Annotated in this window: 14 protein-coding genes; 6 read left to right on the top strand and 8 right to left on the bottom strand. The window is 40.7% G+C overall.

The genetic code is table 11. The annotated features are described in order from the left end of the window. The first annotated feature begins 35 nt into the window (after window positions 1–35). The 5 genes from K8P02_RS04010 to K8P02_RS03990 all read left to right on the top strand — a co-directional run bounded on the left by K8P02_RS04010 (window position 36) and on the right by K8P02_RS03990 (window position 5,787). Window positions 36–722 carry a response regulator transcription factor gene (locus K8P02_RS04010; RefSeq protein ID WP_025866893.1) on the top strand — a complete coding sequence of 229 codons (687 nt, stop codon included), beginning with the start codon at window positions 36–38 and terminating at the stop codon, window positions 720–722. After that, entirely contained in the window at window positions 719–2,086 is a 1,368-nt protein-coding gene (locus K8P02_RS04005; protein WP_223382040.1) for a sensor histidine kinase, read from the top strand. The genes K8P02_RS04010 and K8P02_RS04005 overlap by 4 nt, the downstream gene beginning before the upstream one ends. A 124-nt stretch (window positions 2,087–2,210) precedes the next feature. Continuing rightward, window positions 2,211–4,865, top strand: coding sequence for a magnesium-translocating P-type ATPase (mgtA, locus tag K8P02_RS04000; protein ID WP_223382037.1), 2,655 nt, complete (start codon window positions 2,211–2,213; stop codon window positions 4,863–4,865). A 15-nt stretch (window positions 4,866–4,880) separates the two neighbouring features. Further along, window positions 4,881–5,069 carry a hypothetical protein gene (locus K8P02_RS03995; protein WP_007484789.1) on the top strand — a complete coding sequence of 63 codons (189 nt, stop codon included), beginning with the start codon at window positions 4,881–4,883 and terminating at the stop codon, window positions 5,067–5,069. 394 nt (window positions 5,070–5,463) lie between these two features. Further along, window positions 5,464–5,787 (top strand): thioredoxin family protein, encoded by a 324-nt coding sequence (locus K8P02_RS03990; RefSeq protein WP_007484787.1) that lies wholly within the window; start codon window positions 5,464–5,466, stop codon window positions 5,785–5,787. 812 nt (window positions 5,788–6,599) lie between these two features. Here K8P02_RS03990 and K8P02_RS03985 read toward each other — a convergent pair. The 5 genes from K8P02_RS03985 to K8P02_RS03965 all read right to left on the bottom strand — a co-directional run bounded on the left by K8P02_RS03985 (window position 6,600) and on the right by K8P02_RS03965 (window position 10,674). After that, window positions 6,600–7,925, bottom strand: a complete 1,326-nt coding sequence (locus tag K8P02_RS03985; RefSeq protein WP_007484786.1) for a sulfatase — start codon at window positions 7,923–7,925, stop codon at window positions 6,600–6,602. Between the two features lie 10 nt (window positions 7,926–7,935). Continuing rightward, on the bottom strand, window positions 7,936–8,232 hold the full coding sequence (locus K8P02_RS03980) for a hypothetical protein (protein WP_007484785.1): 297 nt from the start codon (window positions 8,230–8,232) through the stop codon (window positions 7,936–7,938). Window positions 8,233–8,235: 3 nt separating this feature from the next. Continuing rightward, the gene (locus tag K8P02_RS03975; protein WP_007484784.1) at window positions 8,236–8,574 is read right to left on the bottom strand and encodes a hypothetical protein; all 339 of its coding nucleotides are present in this window, start codon (window positions 8,572–8,574) and stop codon (window positions 8,236–8,238) included. 449 nt (window positions 8,575–9,023) lie between these two features. Continuing rightward, window positions 9,024–9,206, bottom strand: coding sequence for a serine dehydratase beta chain (locus K8P02_RS03970; RefSeq protein WP_025866895.1), 183 nt, complete (start codon window positions 9,204–9,206; stop codon window positions 9,024–9,026). A gap of 148 nt (window positions 9,207–9,354) precedes the next feature. After that, on the bottom strand, window positions 9,355–10,674 hold the full coding sequence (locus K8P02_RS03965; protein ID WP_007484782.1) for a T9SS type A sorting domain-containing protein: 1,320 nt from the start codon (window positions 10,672–10,674) through the stop codon (window positions 9,355–9,357). A 497-nt stretch (window positions 10,675–11,171) separates the two neighbouring features. Here K8P02_RS03965 and K8P02_RS03955 point away from each other — a divergent pair, with 497 nt between their 5' ends. After that, window positions 11,172–11,315, top strand: a complete 144-nt coding sequence (locus K8P02_RS03955; protein ID WP_223382035.1) for a hypothetical protein — start codon at window positions 11,172–11,174, stop codon at window positions 11,313–11,315. Between the two features lie 55 nt (window positions 11,316–11,370). Here K8P02_RS03955 and K8P02_RS03950 read toward each other — a convergent pair whose 3' ends face one another. From K8P02_RS03950 to K8P02_RS03940, 3 genes are read right to left on the bottom strand one after another with little or no spacing between them, the layout of a single operon-like run. Then, window positions 11,371–13,542: a GDSL-type esterase/lipase family protein gene (locus K8P02_RS03950; protein ID WP_025866898.1), complete on the bottom strand. Its 2,172-nt coding sequence runs from the start codon at window positions 13,540–13,542 to the stop codon at window positions 11,371–11,373. A 24-nt stretch (window positions 13,543–13,566) separates the two neighbouring features. Continuing rightward, complete coding sequence (locus K8P02_RS03945) at window positions 13,567–16,437, bottom strand: glycoside hydrolase family 2 protein (protein ID WP_007484779.1); 2,871 nt, start codon at window positions 16,435–16,437, stop codon at window positions 13,567–13,569. A gap of 12 nt (window positions 16,438–16,449) precedes the next feature. Then, window positions 16,450–17,604 carry a glycoside hydrolase family 130 protein gene (locus K8P02_RS03940; protein WP_007484778.1) on the bottom strand — a complete coding sequence of 385 codons (1,155 nt, stop codon included), beginning with the start codon at window positions 17,602–17,604 and terminating at the stop codon, window positions 16,450–16,452. Window positions 17,605–17,639: the final 35 nt, after the last annotated feature.

Raw genomic sequence — 17,639 nt, 5'->3', positions numbered from 1 at the left:
TAACTTTGTATACTCTAAATAATATCCATGAAGTTATGTATCAGATATTGGTTATTGAAGATGAACAGAGAGTTGCCGAACTCTTAAAAAGAGGACTTGAAGAATCAGGTTATCAGGTTGTTGTAGCATTTGATGGGATGATGGGGTTGCGTATATTCAAGTCAAACCTATTTCATCTGGTCATTTCGGATGTAATCTTACCTAAGCTGGACGGTTTTGAACTATCCAAAGAAATAAGAAAGATCAATCCGGAAATTCCCATTCTCATGCTTACTGCTCTGGGTTCTACCGACGACAAGCTGGAAGGATTTGATGCCGGAGCAGATGATTATATGGTGAAACCTTTCGATTTCAGAGAGTTGAACGCACGTATCAATGTGCTGCTAAAACGTTCTGCAGAAAACATCCGCCAGGCGCCGGAAGAGTTGGATTATGCCGATTTAAAGATTAACCTGAAAAGTAAAACTGTATACAGAAACGGGCTTGAAATAAAGCTCTCTCCTAAAGAATATAACTTACTGGTCTATATGGTAGAAAATGCAGAACGCGTATTAAGCCGTGTAGAAATAGCAGACAAAGTATGGAACACTCATTTTGATACCGGCACCAACTTTATAGACGTGTACATCAACTATTTGCGCAAAAAGATAGACCGTGATTTTAAAACAAAGTTAATTCAAACTAAAGCAGGAATGGGCTTTATATTCACTGATAAGATATGAAAATCAGAACCAAATTAACCTTGCGATACACCAGCGTGACAGCAGCAATCTTTTTGTTGTCAATGTTGGCTATTTATTTTTTTAGCGAGCATAGCCGTAGTAAAACCTTTTTTCGTGATTTAAGACAGGAAGGTATAACCAAAGCACACCTGTTTCTAAGAAATCAGGTGGATGCCAGAACGATGCAATCTATTTATATTAATAACACGGCATTTATCAATGAAGTGGAAGTAGCTGTTTATAGCCCTTCTTTCGAGATGATATATCATGATGCCTACCAAAACGACATCGTAAAAGAAACACCCGAAATGATCAAGCAAATTCTGGAAAAGAAATCAATAGAGTTTTATCAGGGTGAATTCCAGGCTATAGGGATGGTATATGTTTTTCAGAATCAAACTTACATTATTACAGCGGCTGCCTATGACGGTTATGGATACGAAAATCAGAAAGCACTAAAAGATATTCTGATTATCCTTTCGGTAATGAGCCTCAGCATACTCATAATAGCAGGCTACCTGCTGGCACGCAGTGCGTTGACTCCCGTATCTAACATCCTAAATGAAGTTGAAAGTATAACAGCACAACAGATCAACAAAAGATTGCCGGTTGAAAAGAAAAGAGATGAATTGGGAGAGCTAAGCCTCACATTCAATCAAATGCTCGACAGACTGGAAAAGGCTTTTCGCTCTCAGAAAATGTTTGTCAGCAATGTCTCTCATGAACTCCGGACACCCATGGCAGCGCTGATAACCGAACTGGAACTTGCTCTATTGAAAGAACGTACACCAAAAGAATATGAAGCGGCTATAAACAATGCCATAAACGACTCTCATCGTGTAGTGAAGCTCATAGAAGGATTATTAAATCTGGCTAAAGCAGACTATCTGCCCGAACAGATAAAAATGGAGAATAGCCGTCTTGATGAATTATTGCTGGATGCACGGGAGTTGGTTATGAAAGCTAATCCTAACTATAAAGTAGAACTAATCTTTGAACAAGAAGCCGAAGATGATTCAGTGATTACCATTCTTGGAAATAGTTATCTGCTAACGACCGCTTTTGTTAACCTGATAGAGAACAATTGTAAGTTCTCCAAGAATCAGACTTCTTTCATCCAGATTTCATTCTGGCAAACAAGTTCGATTATCCGCTTTTCAGACAATGGTATAGGTATATCAGATGAAGATAAAGCCCACCTGTTCACTCCATTCTATAGAGGAGAAAACCGAAGTTATACTGACGGATACGGTATTGGTATGTCGCTGACTCAGAAAATAATAACACTACATCATGGTAAGATTGAGGTAAACTCCCAGTTGGGAGAGGGAACTACTTATATGGTAGAACTACCGCACATCTGAGAAAAACTCTAATCGTTTTTTAATTCCACTCTAATAATACTCTAACGGCTCCTTTACGGAGTCGTTTCTACTTTTGTACCGTCAAAACTTTAATATGAACCGTTTTTAAAACAGAGCAGGTATTATGATCGGGAGAAAGAAAAAAAACAATCAGAATTTGCAGTTTAATGCCGAGAGGGTATTTCTCGCTGCTACCCAACCGTTAAAGTTGGCATATTCATACTTTCAGACCACAAAGTATGGTTTAACGGATGATGAAGTAAAAGAACGCCAACAACTGTATGGTAAAAATGAAGTGATTCATGAACAAAAAAAGCGTCCTGTTATTGTATTCTGCAAAGCGTTCATTAATCCATTTATCGGAGTATTGACGGCCTTAGTAGTTATCTCACTGGTCATTGACGTATGGATGGCAGAACCGGGAGAACAAGAATGGACCGGAATTATCATCATCTTCTCCATGGTAATATGCAGTGCAGTGCTACGTTTCTGGCAAGAATGGAAAGCCGGGGAAGCAACCAGTGCCCTGATGAAAATGGTGAAAAACTCCTGTAGTGTAAAACGAATCGGCATAGCGGACAAAGAAGAAATAGATATCACACAACTGGTGCCCGGAGATATTGTATACCTCGCAGCCGGAGATATGATTCCGGCAGATATACGCATCATCGCATCCAAAGATCTTTTCATCAGCCAATCTTCTCTGACGGGAGAATCGGAACCAATAGAAAAATATCCCGAAGCAAAAGACAACAAATTCCGCAAAGGAAGTGTGGTGGAGTTGGATAATATCTGCTACATGGGATCTACTGTAATAAGCGGATCGGCTAAGGGAATTGTTTTCCAGACGGGAATAAATACCTATCTGGGCACTATCGCCAAAAGTATTACAGGAGTACGGGCACAAACCGCTTTTGATAAAGGAGTCAGTAAAGTGAGTATCCTGCTGATTCGTTTTATGCTGGTCATGGTTCCTTTCGTTTTTCTGATAAACGGAGTGACAAAAGGAGACTGGTTTAGTGCATTCATTTTTGCCGTGTCAGTAGCAGTAGGGCTAACACCGGAAATGCTTCCTATGATTATCTCTGCGAACCTGTCTAAGGGTGCAGTTGCTATGTCCAAAAAGAAAACGATTGTAAAGAACCTAAATGCCATTCAGAATTTCGGAGCAATGAATATCCTTTGCACAGACAAAACCGGAACGCTCACTTGTGATAATATCGTATTAGAGAAATACATTAATGCAGACGGTAGTAGTGATGAAAAAAAACGCATTCTGAGGCATGCCTACTTCAACAGTTACTTCCAAACAGGGTTGAAGAACCTGATGGACAAAGCCATATTGTCACACGTAAAAGAGTTACAAATGGAGCATCTGAAGGATTCCTACAAGAAAGTAGATGAAATACCTTTCGACTTCATCCGCCGCCGTATGTCTGTAGTAATTGAAGATAATCAGCAGAAACGACAGATCATAACCAAAGGAGCCATGGAAGAAGTACTGACCATCTGCTCATACGCCGAATTTGACGGCACCGTACACCGGATGACGGACGAAATCAAGCAAAAGGCAATCACTATCAGTGAGCAGATGAATAAAGAAGGAATGCGGGTGCTGGCAGTGGCTCAAAAGAGTTTTATCGAAAAAGAACATGACTTTGCGGTCGGGGACGAGACAGAAATGGTTCTTATCGGATACCTGGCTTTTCTGGACCCGCCCAAAACATCTGCAGCCAATGCTATCAGGCAACTGCACGAACATGGAGTAGAGGTTAAAGTACTGTCGGGTGACAATGAAGCTATTGTAAAAACCATAGGAAGGCAAGTAGGAATCAATACCTCTCATTCACTGACAGGAATGGATATTGAGAAAATGACGGACGATGAGCTGAAAGAGCATCTACCGGATACAACTTTGTTTTCTAAGCTAACGCCACTACAAAAAACAAGAATCATCCTGCTATTACAGGAACAAGACAATACAGTGGGATTTCTGGGAGACGGGATTAATGATGCCGCAGCATTAAGACAATCGGATGTCGGTATATCAGTAGATACGGCTGTAGATATAGCAAAAGAAAGTGCTGATATCATCCTGCTTGAAAAGGATCTGATGGTACTGGAAGATGGAGTAATCGAAGGACGGAAAACCTTTGGCAATATTACCAAATATATTAAAATGACAGCAAGTTCTAACTTCGGAAATATGTTTAGTGTATTGGCAGCAAGCGCTTTCTTGCCTTTTCTACCCATGCTACCCATTCATTTACTGATACAGAATTTACTGTACGATATATCACAAACAACGATCCCGTTTGATCGTATGGACCCGGAATACCTGCGTAAGCCACGCAAATGGGATGCTTCCGACCTAAGTCGTTTTATGATATGTATCGGACCTATCAGTTCCATATTTGATATTATCACCTATCTGGTTATGTGGTATGCCTTTGGATGTAATAGCCCTGAGCACCAAACCTTATTCCAGTCCGGCTGGTTCATTGAAGGGTTGCTCTCACAGACCCTCATTGTACACATGATACGAACAAGAAAAATTCCTTTTATCCAAAGCCGGGCAACATGGCCGGTGATGGGGCTCACATTCTTTATCATGGCTGTGGGCATCGTGATACCCTTCACCAGATTTGGTGCTTCGATAGGACTTATGCCACTGCCATTGAGCTACTTTCCCTGGCTGATAGGTATTCTGCTTAGTTATTGTGCATTGACACAAGTTGTAAAAGTGTGGTATATCAAACGATTTGTACGTTGGCTCTAAAATTGATCCCCAAGTATGAAAAAATTCATTCTGTTATTTACCGGATATACATCTGAACGCGAAGTTACTTGTAAGTTAATCCGGAAGATTTGTATGACAAAGAATTTTAATCGGCAACCGGCTTTTCATTTAAGCCATAACAGAAAAGGAACTTTCTCTATTGGAATGTTACGAGCTTCATATGTATTCAATCTGCCACTCTAACCACACCAATGTGATATACCTAACTGATAAAGGAGGAATCCATAAATCAGTTAGGTATTTATTTTCTTTAAAAGGACGAATAAGAAAAAGCAACAGCAGGATTGTCACTATCTCTGCATCAGACATTCTACTTTTGCAATTACGGTATTTTCTTCTATCCGGAGATTTAAAACTGTGCCTTTTTATATCTCAGCGATGCCGAAGTAGGGTTTGCCGTTATGTTTATAGTAAATCTCTTGGGATGCCTGTCCAATAGATAATGATCAAATTTGAGTAAATGAATTATTCAGTAAACCCTGATTAACCCCTAATCTATGTTTATTCTCACCCCTCACGCAAACATTTTTTCTTTTTTTATTGTTGGATAGCAATTAATATTTAAAACATTATCGATATGAAAGAAAAGAAAGAAGCCCGTGAAGAACGGAACAAAGAAAAGTTAACTCACGGCAATTGGATAATGGCTGAATTTTATGCCCACCGACAACCTGAAAACAAGAGAATGCATCCCATTATAGAGGAGTTTAAAAAATTAATGGCAGGAACTCTTGAAGTAGTACAAATTGACATCGATCAGGAACGTGCTCTTGCAGAATTGTATACCATTGAAAATACTCCTACCTATATTTTAATGAGAAAGGGCGAACAATTGTGGAGACAATCCGGAGAATTAAGTCTGGAAAGACTGGAAAGAGCTGTGAAAGAATTTAAACCTTGACACTGGTATTGCTGATATATACCACAATCAAAAGCAATTCGAGCAATAGAGTATATAAATAAGAAGTAAGCTTAGCGGATTATAGTAAAAAATCATCAATAAATCTGTTCTTTGTATTCCGACTGTCTGCGACTAAAAAGAATAAGTTCCGTAAAATTAAGGTTTTACGGAACTTGCCTGCTGCTACCTTATTATATCTTTGGGTCTTAACGAAGAGACAAGGCTATAAACCTATTCTCATCAAATTTCTTATTATCAAGGTTGTAAATAAGTAATTTCACTCTTTGTTACATAAAACATCTTTTACTGACTATAAGTACATATCGCTTGAAGACCCCGATATGAGATTGTTTGCAACCGATGATCCGAGAGGATTTCTTTCAACTTATCCAAAAGCAAGCAAGAGTTTACTTCATTTCACATTGAGAGCTAGTAACCGCTTGCGTATAATTTGTCTTAACTATGAGGTTTCAGTAATGATTAAGGACTATTGTGAAATTAGAGGATGGGCATAAAAAAAGCCTTGAAGTAATTCAAGACTTTTACATAATAATAGGAGAAACGAAATCCTCTGTTCGTCTGATAAAGTTGTCAAAGTCAACCATTATAGGATCTTCTCCCCCCGTGAGCCGCATTTTTGACAACCATCAATTCTCTTGGTACATTCTGAGGAATTAAGCTCAGCACTTTTTCGCTCATCCACACAGGGGTACAATTAGCTCATTCTTTGCTTTATTTCGCACTTTCATTACCAATGGAATAAAATCATCGAAAGATAATGGCTAACTGAGACTGAAAAATATTTTCATTAATTATTGAGTGGACAATAATTCTTTAGGCGTTGCTTCTTTTTGCCAGTGTTCCAATCGCAGCAACATTCTTTCAGCTATCTTGGGATAGGTCTTAGCCAAATTAGTAGTTTCTCCAATATCATTTTTAATATTATAAAGTTGCAATTTACCACTACGATATTTAATTAATTTCCAGCTACCATCAATAATCGCGGCGTTTTGGTCCTCATAACTGCGATGCAAAAACAAGTCTCGTTTTTTTAGTTTTCTTCCCTTCAATGCAGGAATTAAACTTATCCCGTTTATTTGTTTATCATTACATTGTTTCGCTGAAGCTAATTCAACTATGGTAGGGTAAAGATCGATAGTTTGTACAGGATCGTCATAAGTCTGCCCCATTGCTTTCATGCCTGGTGCATAGACGACTAAAGGTACGCGTGAACCTCCTTCACCCAAAGTGTCTCCGCCTATTTTTCCTCCTCTTAACGGGGCATTAGTAAAATCTCCTCCCTGATCGGACGCAAATATAAAAACTGTATTCTCCGCCACTCCCTTTTTTTGAATGGCATCACGTATACGTCCTACCGAATTATCCACCGTTTCTACCATTGCGGCATATTCAGCTCTTTTTCTTTCCATTCCTTTTGCCAGATATTTGTTCACTAAATCTTTATGTCCGATATGAGGATCATGTACCGCATAATACCAAACATTTAAAAGAAAAGGTTGCTTAGTAGCACTGCGTTCAATAAAATCGACAGCACCCTCTGTTAACTTATCGGTCAGATATTCGCTATTTCCAGCTTCGGGAAATGGATTTTCTGTCTTAAAAAAAGGCTGATAGTAACTATTTGGATGTCCATGTTCACACGTACCGTACATAGCATCAAATCCCTGATAAATGGGATAATATGGTTCATGTCCAAGATGCCATTTCCCAACAAAATAGTTATAATACCCAAATTCCTTCAAACGCTCAGCATACGTAATTTCATCCAAAGGTAACCATCCACGTGATTTCATGTGACCGGGATCAGTCGCTAATGTTTGGAACTCTTTTCTATCAGGATTGTCATAAATATGGCGGACGAAACCACAACGTAGGGCTTCTTTTCCCGTAAGCAACGAAGCACGACTCGGGCTTGATGTTGCAGTGGAAACATAAGCACGTGAAAAATATAATCCTTCCTGTTTTAATTTATCAATATTCGGAGTTTCGAATTCAGGGTTTTGATATCCCAAATCAGACCACCCCAGATCATCTACAAAAAGCACTACTATATTGGGGTGTTGAGCAGTTGCAAGACTACTGCTTAATAGAAGTAATGGTACTAATTTTCTTTTCATACGTAAATATTTAATTTTTATCAAGTTCGCTATCAATGCCGATAGCGCCATGCACTACTCGTTTTGTATCTTTCTCAAAAGGGAGTGTACTTCCCAGGCAAGTATAATTAAATCTATCGACACCAGGGAATTTGATTTGTCCCTTCTCCAGCTTCCAAGAGAGCCCATCCTTAAAGAGCTTAATTTCTCTCCATCCTTCTTTTGAATTAACACTAACGACTTCTCCCAGAAAGGTAAACGGAATATCCCAATTTATTGTGAGCCCTTTCACACTTACCGATTGACAATTCTCAAAAAGGAAAGTCATTATTTAACCGTGGAATAGCAAAGTAGCTCCATTACCAACGATTTCTATTGTCTCATAATTTTCTAAATAAAACAGTATTTTCTTTGTTCCGTTTTCATGATGGGATATTGCACAATATTTCTCTGTTGCATAAGTCGGCAAACAATAATAAATACCTTTTTCAAATACATTTTTTATCCAGTCCGATTGGGACTTCATAACAGGCTCCCTGATTTTGGATATGGTATTTTTTCCATCACAAAGGGGGATATATACTATTTCGTGCGCTTTTAGCATTAAAATATTACATAGAAAAAGTGTTATGTATAGAGGTGCTCTTTTAGTTTTCACAAATTCCAGCATAATCAATAATGTTATTTTATAATAATTTGATTGACAAGGTACGAGAAATAAAAATAAAAAACGCAGATTGAAGCAGATAATTTTTACTAATCTCTATAAATCCGCGTTTAGAATTTTATTTGTATGATGCGGATGCTAACATAGTTTCTAATTAAATGTTGGATTTTTTATAGACATAGATGCATCAATATCTATACACCATTGATCAAATTCCTGTTTTAACTTTTGGGCTAGTTCCCCACAAAATGTTATTTTGGTAACTATTGGCGCGATGAATTGTCGGATACAACTTTCGTCCTTTTCTGCTTATTGCAGTTGCGTCATGATAAGTTCTTGCTCTAACCTCCAAAAAGGTAAGGTAGAGTATCATGATAAAACGTCATTGATTGGTTTATTTTCCACTCAATATTAAATGCCTTACGTTTTAGCTTATGGTTGAACCGCTCAGACTATCGTTCAATCAATCCAGACTTTATCCTCATATTCATCGTTTCATATTGCCATTCAGTTACTTTGAATGACTTAGCCTGGGGGGGGTGGGCCAGAAATCTTTCTGCCACAATTTTGGGCCCTATCGTATGGCTACTGGAAGGCCCCACGCCGATCCGGTCAATTTCTTTAATGGTTTTCATGTGCCGAAATTGACTATCGTATTAATTGACCGTTCGCAAAGGTAGTATTTTGTTTCTTCCGGTATATAAATATAAATGTCTTAAAAGCAACTGGTCGTTGCTTTTAAGACATTTTACAAAATAAAACAGCACTCAAAGAGTCAAAGCTCTATCTTTTGACGAATTTAGCCGTTTCACGCTGTCCGTCGCCGGTTGTTACTTTGATGATATAAAGTCCGGAAGGAAATGCGCCAATCGATACCTCGCCATGATTGTTTTCAACCTTCCCCTTCGAAATCAAGGTACCGGTTACGGAGTAGATAGCGTAGCCATTCATACCTTCTTTCTCAAATCTTACCTGGTTATCCGAAACCATGATATTCAAACTACCGTTTTTTGTCTGTGTATAATCGACTCCGGAAGCGAAGAATACGAAGTCGGAAGCTACGATTTTCTCCATATTCATATATACTGCAGCTTCGTAATCATACATCTGATTGATCGTTTCGGTGATTTCACCGTTCGAGCCGTATGTATAAAGCATTTTAAGACCATTTGTTTTTTCGATAACTCCATCGTTCACCTCAAAATTTTCTTCGGCTATCGGGTTTTTATGATCATCATAAGTTGCAATCGTATATTGATCGTAAATTTCCATCTCACCGTCCCCGTTTTCGTCGAACCTTTCTATAATCTCCTCCTTATAACTACCGTTCCCGTCAAGTTCAGTCAATGTATGATGGATTTCGTCCACACCATTGATCGATTTTATCAGGCAATCGAAATCGGTCTTTCCGTCGACATAGGTACATTCGAATGTGGCTGTCTTTTTGCCTTCGTCATAAATGTCTGCCTTCTTAATGCGGTTATTGCCAATCATGAATGCTTCGTTGCTATTAAGAATCTGGCCGTCCGAATGATCCCAGTTGATCTTATCATACCTCACCATTTCAACCAATTGAAAACTCTCATTGGCCTGAAGGAATTTCCAGCTTGTGGCAGGCAAATCACCGCCGTTATAGGTAATTTCGGTACGTTCAAGCTCATCAAACTGATTTTTTGCATTCATCAACATGATGGATACTTGCGTTACAAATCCTTTGGCATTCCGGGTTATTACCTTTTTATGAGCATAGTTCAGAATCCATTTTCCCGTTGCCGGATCCCATGTGTAAGCTTTGCGCTCGGTTTGGTAATCCGTCACGACCGGATCGTATGCATACTCTGTTTTCTCCGTATTTACCCATTCTCCCGCCTCCATATTCTGTTTAATAACTTCGATTTTATTGTTTATAGCATCAAACTTAGAGAGCGTCCGGTTCTGGTCATCTCCATTATCTTCAATCATGGAAATGTTGTTACTGTTATTATCATACTCATTGGTAATCTGACCGTATTCGAGCCATTCGTCGGTCTCTCCTTCCATATCGGGCTCATAGATAACCTCTTTCCGGGGTTTCCAGGTTCCGGCTTCAGAAGTTGCTTTCATAATAAAGCGGGATGTATTGCCTGCGTTCTCCGTCTTTGATTTCAGACTTGTACGGAACCCCTTCGATTGTGCAAAAGTGTAACTACCAGTCACCAGAAAAGCAATAGTCAGGAATAATGTAAAATGTTTTATACTCGTAATAGTTTAATTTAACATTGGTTATATCTCGGTTGCAAATTAAACATAATATTTTAATATTCACAATAAATACAAAAGATTTTATCATTTTAATCTAACATTTCTATAAATCTTGGTAAATAAAAATGGAATTTCTATTTTGCTGAACGGTTTTCGGCGATTGAGCCGGATATACAAAATAGGCTCCCGGTAATTGATCCATTGAATAGGTCATTGGTTTCCTCGAAAGTCTTTCTTTCAATATAAGAAAAAAGGCTGTACTGGTTTTTGATAATACCGTGTACATAAATCCCGCAACATAAGGCAAAGAATACCTTTCTTCCTCCATACTCGCCACATTTGAATATTGCGGAAACGGTATGGAGAAAACTCAAGAAGGAGTGGTTCGACCCACAAGACTACCTGGAAAAGACAAACTCTTCTATGCAGCTAACAGATGGCTGGCAGCACTCGGTAAGCAAACGGGGATTAAATTTAGCCATTTTAATAAAAACTTATTTTGATGAGGTACTTATAATTCCAATTGTTGCTTTCCTTGTTTTTTGAATCAGTCACACACTATCTGATCAGCAGTTTTTTACGATAATCATCAACTATGACAATGTATAAATCACTATCCAGAGGATAGTGATAATTATCATCACCGATATAAGCAGATAAAACTTTCAGACCGGTTAATGTATAGGCATTCAGCCTACGTCCGAATGCGTTTTTCACACAGAGATAATTCCGAACGGCATAAATGACCGGTTCGCCGGATAGCATAACTTCAGGATTAGACGTTTCATTCGCACTCAATAACCGGAACAGTTCCGTCTCTGTGACATTCGTAGCGGTAGCCTGCAGGCCATCAGCTATCGAGAGATAGTCTCCATTCAATACGGAACGAAAAGCGCACCCGTCACCTTTGTCTACAAACAGAAACTTTGTAGCATCGGTGTCGGGAGTATCAGATAGAATTAACTTCCCGGAAAAGGGATCTATCCCTAAATACTTAATACCCATTTTAAACGTCAGATATCCGTCTTCCGTGTTCAGCACAGTGACCGGCTCTCCCTGGTCTCCAAGTACCAACTCATTCTCTTCCAATACAATTCCGTTTTGATTCTTCAGGGACTGGATTATCTTTTTATCCGAACCAAACTCCCTATCGCCCGACACAGCAATGCAAGTAACCTCAAACGGTTTGCTATCAAGAAGTTTTACATGAAGTTTATGTCTACCTTTTCCTATACCGGATAGTACAATCTGGTCGATGTGATCGCCATTTGAACCGTCGGCCACAACCGGAGGATTATTATCTACCCAGATCTGAGCCCTGCCATAGGACTCATTAGCAGGCCTTTTCCAGTAAGTGACAGCAGCTACGTCACCCAGGATATCAAACGTCAGTTCGCTGCCCTTCACAACAGACCTCCATCCTTTTCCTGTTTTGAAATCCCAGATCGCTCCTCCGTCTATCCATGTTCCTGTTTTCTGCGGTGTTATATCTGCTGCGGATAAGAAAAAGGAATCTTCAAAATCCTTGCTGTACAAAGGTTTGGGTAACATCCGATTCGCCTCATGATCGGCAATATCAGGTATATTCCCAAACAGGGAAGCAAGCAAGTCGGCCGTCTTCTGATGGGCAATAGTGTTAGGATGTACTCCGTCGCCCGATGGCATGGCAGAAGTCTTGTAAAAGTCGAGCCAACTTCCCTTCCCGGAAACGATCTCATCTTTTACATAATCATTATAACTCACTACCGGTATGCCATAGTGCTGTGCAATGGGTATTTGCTGGCCCTGTTTTGTTATCCCCGCCTGTGTGCACATCATCAAGGAAATCACTGCCAGCTCTCCCGGAGCTTTCAGCAGCTTACGCAATAAGCCTTCATAGAAATGCTTGTAAATTTCATCTTCATGATCGTTTACTGCATACTCGACAATAATCAGATCCGGATTATATTTCAGCAAATGCTCTTCTGCCCTGATAGCTCCAAAATACGAGTTTGTGGAACCAATACCTGCATTGACCAATGTCACCTTACTGTTGAATTGAGTTCGAAACCATTCTTTTATCCGGGCCCCATAGCAATTGGAAGCCATTGGTTCGGCATTCGCCCCTGCGGTAATGGACCCGCCAAGGACACCTATCGTCAACTCTTTCCCGGCCTTCGCCTTTGCCAAAAGATTGTTTATCCGGGAGTAATCCGCCAGCCTGTTATATTCCGGAGCCTGATATCCGCCTCCATATTCAACAATAACGCGCATGACTTCCACATCCGTATATGCATCCAGATAGACCACAGCTTCGCATGCATCAGCAGGTATAAGCGTACTTTCCAAAACGAACCGGCTAATATTTGTACCCAGAGATATTTCTTCAGGATAACCATTAGACCACCCTACTACATATTTCGTCTCTTTACCTTCTGTATTCTTGACGGCAAGAGTAGGTTTTTGCCCAACTATGGAATAGAAATCGACCGTAACCGATTTCACCTTCTTCCCAGTCGGCATTGCATAAACCAGATAACTGTAATTCTCGGTATTATCTAATTTATAGCGATATACATCACCCATCCTGGCAACCCATTCCGTATTGCTACCAGAAACAACCTTGTTGTTTCCACACCAGGTAACCGCAGCCAGATCGTGACATTCATCGTAAACACGCCCATCCTGCCCGAATATACCGGGCGCAAAGAACAGGGATCCAAAGAATAAGAGGATCAATTTATTTTTCATCACCTTTATAGAGTTACTTATTAATTAAAAGACATCATACACGGTGCTCTCTCCGTTCAACTGCTCGACAGCGAGTTTCAACTTATCCGAAGAAGTGCTTTCCGGTAAATCTATGTCCACTATTTTACTTTCTCCGGGCAACAGGTTGAAATATCCCTCCGACGTGTAAGCCGGCAAAACCGGTTCTCCCGTAATAGCATCCACTACATTAAGTTTAACAAAGGCAGCGATTCGACCGGAAGTGTTTTTCATGTTCACTATACAACGGTTATCTTTAGCATTCATTTTCCTTTTGACCGATGCTTGTAAGTGAACAGGTCCAACACTTCCCAATGAAACGGGAGCGCACGACAGCCCCTTCTCATACCAATAATCATTTACTGACAAAAGCTGACCTTTACTGTCTTTCAGTTGTAAACGTACCAAAACCAGCTTATCAATATCCTGAGGTATGATAACTTCTTCAGCCGTAGAAAGCGCATTGGCTGCCGGGCTGATCTTCATCTTGCGATCATAGAGCAATTTGCCATTCAAGTCATAGACAGAAAAAGAGGCTACGGCATTCCTATATGCAGTCAGTCCGATGTTAGCTACTGCAATTTTGCGATCGTTCATATTCCATTGTATATGAACAGGTTCACAAGCTTTTTTGCAACCATAGAATGAACCGTGTGTTTCATAATCGTAGGAATAAGTCTGCCAGATCATACTAGGCCAGGCTGGATGAGACATCCACAGCAGGAGCCCACTGGTATTGTTCCACATCTTATGATTCCAGGCTTCGAACATGAAACGATGACTGTTGTAATTGATGACCTGTGCACGGCGGCAGAACTCCTGCGCATCACGGCAAGATGCATTTCCCATCCGGTTTACATCCTCAATATAATCTTTCCACTCAAAGCTACCGATATGAAGATCGTGATAGTACCATACGTCTCCGATCGGCCATAAGTCTTTCTCAGGAATGAACTTTTTCACTGTCGAATAAGCCGGAACAGAAGGAGTGCCCAACTCCGAATTGAAGCCTTCGGCATATTCGGTGTAGTACCTCAGTGGCTCTTTGATGTAACTCCACGGGCCACTAGCCATCAGGTTCAGCGAACGAGAATTGCCATGGTAATGGCGTGTGCCGTCTTCTCTGGCAATCATCTTTTGGAACTGTTCTTCCAAACCTTCAGGAGCATACCCTTCATTACGCGGACACCAGATTGCTATGGAAGGATGGTTCCGGTAGCGTTTCACAATATCAGTTGCGTTAGCAAGAAAGAGAGCCTCATCCAGAGGGTCCAGGTTATAAAATTCAGTTGATATGGAGAAGTCATTCCATACAAGCATTCCGTATTCATCACATAATTCGTAGAAAGCCTCTTCCGTGCTTTCTCCTGTCCAGTTGCGGATCATGTTGAAGTTTTCTTCTTTATGTAAGCGAATATAAGGCTCAAGCCTCTCGCGTGAAACACGCTTCATACCGTCATCCATGCCCCAGTTACCACCCCTGCAAAAGACAGGCTGTCCATTCACCTTTATAACCAGGAAAGGATTGCCAGAATCATCTATTTTCTTGAAATCAGCAGCATCCACTTCATCGCGTAACCGGCCTATAGTTGTCCATTTATGCTTTCCTTTAAGTTCACGGCGGGAAACATAATCAAACAACGGACACCCCTTTTGTTGCACATCTGTCGGAGAATATTCCACACGTAAATCCTGACGATCAGAGGTATCTACGGTTAATTGGTATGATAATTCACGAATACCAAACCGCACTGTCCTGCTTTCCGTAACCTTGCCCTCATCCATTAATTCCAGGTCCAGGTTATACAACGGTTGCGAACCATAACCGTTAGGCCACCACAATTTGGGGTTCTTCAACCTCAATGCAGCAAATTCTTTGGGAGACAGGGTTGCAAGCACTTGTCCATGCGCAGGAACTTCGAATAGTTTCTTTACCAAAATATTCCCAATGCGAGCATTCAACTGTATATTCTTTGTCAGATTTCCTTCATTATGCAATTCCGTCTTTACGGTTATATCCGCCACCGTCGTGTCCGGAAGCATCAGATCGGTTATCACCTGGTGGTTATCCATTGTCACCTCTCCACCAACCTGTATCAACACATCTTGCCAGATACCAATGTTACGGTCTCTGATGCCCGGGATCCAATCCCAGCCTTCAGATGAGATAAAAGTAGGTCCATCCAGGCATAAGGCCCCTCCATTAGGGCCAAACCATTTCTCATTCTCCTCATGAGGTATTCCCGGATTATTAGGTGGAAAGATATGAACAGCCAGTACATTGCCGATGGGCTTCACCACATCCGAGACAGCAAAGCGTCCCCGTTTGAAAGCTCCTGCCATATCCCCAACCGGTTTACCGTTCAACCAAATATCTGCCTTGTAGTTGATGCCATTCAAAAGCAAGCGGGTCACTTTACCGTCTATATCCACAGGCATATCAAAATTGATCCGGTACCACCAGTCTTTCCGGCATAAGGAATCAGGGATATGCAGGTTATTCAGGCCAAAATAAGGATCCGGATAGACTCCCTGCTCTACTAAAGTGGTAAGTACCGTTCCGGGCACTGTCGCATGATACCAGTCAGCCCGATTGCCAGCCATATCAAAGACCGATTTCCCGGAAGATATGACACTCTTCCCATCCAGCATTTCCCAACCGTCACTCAAACGGTATTGCTGCTCTCCGGCAGGTGTGACAACCCCTTTCATATCTGTTTTACTTTTCCTTATTGCCGGGATCAGCGGAGCCTTACCCTTTGGAAGTTCCGAGGCAGGTTGTTGTTGTCTCAACCCGAAATTAAGTTTATATTGAGCCATCATTACAACCGGAAGAAGCATGAAAACTAAAAAATAAATAAATCTGTTTTTCATCATATCTGCTACAAATTAATGTATTAACTTATCACATTGGGCTACACCGATCTTCGAATCGGCAGTTCCATAATATAAAAACCATTTTCCTTTATAAAAAGATAAGCCTTCCGCAAAACAAACATTGCCTACCTGCCCGTTGATCTCACTCTGCTGATCCGGCTTCAGAAACGGTTCATGGGCACGCTCAAGAACCACAGTCGGATCGTCCTTATCGAGCAGAATCTGGGCCGAAGTATATTCTCCCGGTTGGTAGGCAGAATCCGGTGTCATTCTGGGGTTATCACTATTCCGGGAATTATAAATAAACAAGATACCTTTGGGAGTAATGATAGCCGGTGGACCGGGCTCCACCAATCCACTGTCGAACATCCCCTGCCGTGGGGTAAAAAGCGTTTTAAACATCCGGTGGTTACGGATGAAGTCATAAACTGTTTTGGTGGTATCCGTTTCTTCTATCGGACTCCAGTCAATCAAGTTTTCCGAGGTAGCCATGTAAATGTTAGATTCACCCCAGAACATCCAGTACTTACCGTTTATCTTTGTTGCAATCAGGCGTTCCCCCTCTTTCCGGCAAACAACCGAACCGGCTTTCGACCAAATATTGACCAACTCTCCGTTATTGTATTTTTTAAATATAGACCCGTACTTTGTCCATGATCTCAGGTCAGTGGATGTCGCAACAAACAAACGTGCTTTGTCACCATTATATGCTGTGTAGGTGAGGTAATAAACCCCATCCTCACTTTCAACTATCCGGGGATCTTCAACACCTCCTTCCCACTCATAATTCTTGTATTCATCATTATTGGGGTAGACCACCGGTTCGGCATGCCGGATAAAATTAGATCCGTCCGTACTGAATGCCAGTCCAAGCCTTGAAGTCCCGGCATACTTACCTATTTCATCTTCCGCACGATAAATCATAAAAAGGGTATCATTTCTTACTACTGTTGCAGGATTAAATACATCTTTTGCCTCCCAATATACGAATGTTTGCCGGATCGGACAAAAGAATTTCGTATCAGGGATAGGAACCAGACAGATATTCTTACCCTGATTCTTGGTGAAAGGAATCAACTGCCAGTCCGTTAGCTGAGTTTTATCTGATGCACAGCCCACCAACAAAAGTAAAAGAAGTAAATTACTACCAATATATTTTAATTTCATAAAGTTTCATCATTCTAAACGGATACGGAAAAACA

This window comes from Bacteroides nordii, from assembly GCF_019930665.1.
Classification (GTDB): domain Bacteria; phylum Bacteroidota; class Bacteroidia; order Bacteroidales; family Bacteroidaceae; genus Bacteroides; species Bacteroides nordii.
Note: the sequence above shows the minus strand (reverse complement) of the source record. Positions and strands in the feature narration are given on the sequence as shown.